Raw genomic sequence first — 3,981 nt, 5'->3', positions numbered from 1 at the left:
TCTTTCTACGATGGCATAGCCTTTAGCTGTCAGGTAAGAGCAAGCTGCATCTTCGCCTATTTTGCCGAGAGTGTTATGTCTTGCCATCAGGCCAGATGTGAATCAGAATAATTTATAAGAAATGCGGAAATTGACTGAAGGAAATACTTTAAATGCATTGACAATATCCACATAATCTCCGACCTTCCCGTTCACATTCTCAACGTCATTAATCAGGTCAATGCCTTCATGGGTGACGATTTTGGGGCTTCCTCCCCAAAATATCACTCCGGCATCAAATCCGATTGACAGACGTCCGGATTTTCCCACCTCGTTGTTATATCCAAAGCCGAGATATGGACGGAAACGGTTGACCAAAGCCTTAGCTCTTACAAGTCCGTCAGTTCCGGGGCGCATCATATATGGCTGTCCCTTTCGGTATATGATATTGCCGTCGTTATCGTGAATGTCACGGCTGAATGTGCCAACATTGATACCGACAGCTCCACGTTCGATAAGTTTCTCTGCCATCTCAGGTGACATATAATAGTCATCATATCCGGGAATCATGGGTTTATCCCAATAATCACCGCTTTTAGCGAAATCATAAAAATGATTGTAGATGTTTACGGCGAGCAGTGAAGGCATTTCTTCAATAGTATTACGAGCATTGGCAATCTTGTTTGACCCAAGATAAAATCCGGCAGTGATATGCCAACGCTTATCATTCCACGGCATCACGTCTACCATGAATTTGAAATTCCAGAATGACGGACGTCCCTGCATGTCGACATGCTCGTCGACATGTATATTGGTAATGCCATACATCAACTCCTGAAGTTTGTCGAAATTGCTTCCGTTTACCGTATATCCATCTTCTGGGGTAGCACCTTCTTTATAGCTTGTGATATTGAACGACATCGGCACTGCAAATTCCGGCATATAATCTACTCCGGCGCGCAAACGTACCCAATCGGTAACATTGGTCGATACGTCAAGGCCAATTCCTGCTGAGCCAAGTGAGAGGCCTACATCCAGATGATTGAATATATTGCGGTCGATGCGCATGCCCTCAACTGCAGTCGTAGATGGAGCAACAGTCTGTGAGCAGAGGAGAGTGGGGGAGAAAAGCACGGCCAATGCCGCTATGGATGGCAATTTCATTTGATTGTCTTAAATAAATGCGTGTTATCGAGAACCAATATTTTTATTTTGACAAAGGTAAGCAATATTTCGAAACAAAATTAAATTATGTATACAATTAACACGTACGTTAACTTAATTATGAATCAAATATCCAGGTTAATGACATAAATTTCCTATATTTGCAATAAACAATAGCATTCGTAGATATGAAATGTGGACTTGTACTGGAAGGCGGAGCAATGCGCGGATTATTCTCTGCCGGCGTAATTGACGTAATGATGGAGCATAATCTCCGTCCCGACGGCATTGTAGGCGTGTCGGCAGGGGCTGCATTCGGATGCAATTATAAGTCGGGACAGCATGGCCGAGCGTTACGCTATAACCAACGTTTTGCCCGAGATTCCAGGTATTGCGGAATACTGTCGTTAATCAAAAGCGGTGACTTATTCAATGCGGAATTCGCATATCATATAGTCCCTAATAAATATGATATTTTTGATTCAGACGCTTTTGAGCGAAATCCTATGGAATACTATGTTGTCTGCACGGATGTCAATACGGGTAGGGCTGTATATCATAGGTGTTTAAAGGGTGGCGACGGATTTTATGAATGGGTGCGCGCCTCGGCATCAATGCCATTAGTGTCAAATATAGTCGATATTGATGGCTCAAGGCTTCTTGACGGAGGCATATCCGATTCCATCCCATTGGAGTTTTTCGAAAATAAAGGCTATGATGCCAATGTGGTAGTACTTACACAGCCTGAAGGATACCTGAAAAAGATTCCACGTCTGATGCCGCTGCTGTCGCTGGGGCTGCGTAAACATCCCAGACTTAGAGACGCTATGGCCAATCGCCACAAGATGTATAATGCCCAATTGGAATACGTGCGTCAGGCAGAAGCATCCGGTCGTTGCCTGGTAATCCGTCCGGATGAATCATTGCCAATCGGCCATGTGTCGCATAACCCGGACGAAATGCAGCATGTCTACAACTTAGGGCGTACAGCCGCGCAGAAAAAGATTTTGGAAATTAAAACGCTCTGGCATCAATAAAGTGACTATTATATATTCAGGTAGTCATAATGTTAAAAACTTCCTCCGATGAAAAAGCTCCTCACTATTATTATCCCTGCCGCAGTAGCGGTATTCACGCTATCGGCCGATAATTTCAACCAGACGTTTAATACCCTGCTTACCGACGGCAATCTGCATGCTGCTGACAGTATACTTGCCATATGGAGTAGCGAGTCGCCTGAAAATCCGGAACTATATCCAGCTCGGTTCAATCTGCTTTTAGGCAAAGCTCGTTCTGAAATGATAGTACTTTCAGATGATTCCGGACATCATGGAGAGCAGTTGACGATAACTGACAGTGTTGGAAATGTGGCCGGTTACATATTCAGTGAGACTGTCTGGCAGGACTCACTTGTAGACCTTGCATTCGACGAAATAAATCATGGAATTGCCGCACATCCCGACCGTATTGATTTCAGACTTGGGAAAGCTGCTGCAGGAGCAATGACCGGACGCTGGCTAAAGACAATCGAAGCCATTGACGGATTAATTGACCGCGACGAGCAGAACCACTCACACTGGCTGACAAGCGGGAATACCGAGCAGTCCAATGCCACTAATCTGCTTTCGGATGCTGTATATGACCGTTTTGCTGAAATCCAGGCATCGCAATCGCGTGATATAGCAGAAAAAGCACTCCCGGTAGTTGTCAAAGCAACCAGACGATTCGGTACCGATAATAAAATAATAAATATCGCAGGAGCCCTTAATTATGGTCTCGGCAATGATGACGTTGCAATTGATTATTTTGAAAAAGCCATGCAGATTGTACCCGATGATGCTCTTCCACTTACAAATATAGCGTATATACGATATGAGCAGGGCGATACCGCGAAGGCTCTTGAGATATATCGGCAAATCGAGAACGGGAATTATGATGAAGAAAGTCAACGTATTGCAAAACAAATGATTGCAGAAATTGCAACTCCATTAAGAGATATGAAACAATATGAATATCTATTTCAGTATCTTCCCGGAATTGCCGCTCAAATTGATAACCCTGACACTTTTCTTGATGTGGAGATAATTAATAGCCGCATTCCTGCGCATAATAAATTTCGTTCGCCGTTTCGCGATACGGATATAAAAGTTGAGAATATTCAATACGGAGATGGTTGCAATTCTGTTGTGGTCTGGACATTTCCGATGCCGGAAGATGTGCCGATGTGTCGTTATGTGGCTTTTGTATCAGATGGAACAAGCGGATGTCGTATATACACGCTTGAAAAATCACAGATGGATGTTTGGGTAATAGGCACAATGGACAATCAAAACCACAGCATTGTCGGCGGGATACCTTTGCCGAAAGAAGCAGCCGGCTTTGTCAAAGCCCTGTATGGAAACAAATTATTAAAATAGGTTGCCACAATCAACGATATGGTAGTTTCGGCATGGTGATGATGTGTTTATCAAATGTCGCATAATCTGTATTATGTTAAATTGAGTAAGCGGCAGATTGCTCGTCCCTACTTTCACAGCGATTTGAGAAGCTAATTATTGGTGTCCCATAAACGAGTAGACTCTTATGTTCATCTCGGTTTGATGCCTTGAGACAAGACCTCTCAAACAGAGTCATGAGTCAACTGTCCGATGAAAGAGTCTCAGATATATCGGCAGTCGGGAGAAATCGTATCTTTAAATCGCACGATTAAATTTTTCCGGGCACCAATTAAGACCCCGTTCCCCAATATTTGTTAACGCTGTGGTCGCATATCTCTGAGTGATTTTTGTCTTGTGATGATGGAGCGTAGCCGTAGCTACGTGACTGAAGAACAAGGCA

3 protein-coding genes are annotated in these 3,981 nt (G+C 43.7%); 2 read left to right on the top strand and 1 reads right to left on the bottom strand.

What is annotated here, in order from left to right:
* Positions 1–102: 102 nt before the first annotated feature.
* Positions 103–1,143 carry a hypothetical protein gene (locus K2I50_RS00510; protein ID WP_301024299.1) on the bottom strand — a complete coding sequence of 347 codons (1,041 nt, stop codon included), beginning with the start codon at positions 1,141–1,143 and terminating at the stop codon, positions 103–105.
* 188 nt (positions 1,144–1,331) lie between these two features.
* Between K2I50_RS00510 and K2I50_RS00505 the strand changes: the two genes are divergently transcribed.
* Together K2I50_RS00505 and K2I50_RS00500 are read left to right on the top strand one after the other, a co-directional pair.
* A complete protein-coding gene (locus K2I50_RS00505) occupies positions 1,332–2,180 on the top strand; it encodes a patatin-like phospholipase family protein (protein WP_301024298.1) in 849 nt (282 codons plus the stop codon).
* A gap of 48 nt (positions 2,181–2,228) precedes the next feature.
* Positions 2,229–3,560 (top strand): tetratricopeptide repeat protein, encoded by a 1,332-nt coding sequence (locus tag K2I50_RS00500; protein ID WP_301024297.1) that lies wholly within the window; start codon positions 2,229–2,231, stop codon positions 3,558–3,560.
* Positions 3,561–3,981: the final 421 nt, after the last annotated feature.

This window comes from Muribaculum sp. (assembly GCF_029051885.1).
Lineage (GTDB): Bacteria > Bacteroidota > Bacteroidia > Bacteroidales > Muribaculaceae > Muribaculum.
Note: the sequence above shows the minus strand (reverse complement) of the source record. Positions and strands in the feature narration are given on the sequence as shown.

Bases quoted from the DNA above. Each gene is read 5' to 3' on its own strand.
- K2I50_RS00510 (WP_301024299.1), bottom strand. From the start codon at position 1,143: ATGAAATTGCCATCCATAGCGGCATTGGCCGTGCTTTTCTCCCCCACT.
- K2I50_RS00505 (WP_301024298.1), top strand. From the start codon at position 1,332: ATGAAATGTGGACTTGTACTGGAAGGCGGAGCAATGCGCGGATTATTC.
- K2I50_RS00500 (WP_301024297.1), top strand. From the start codon at position 2,229: ATGAAAAAGCTCCTCACTATTATTATCCCTGCCGCAGTAGCGGTATTC.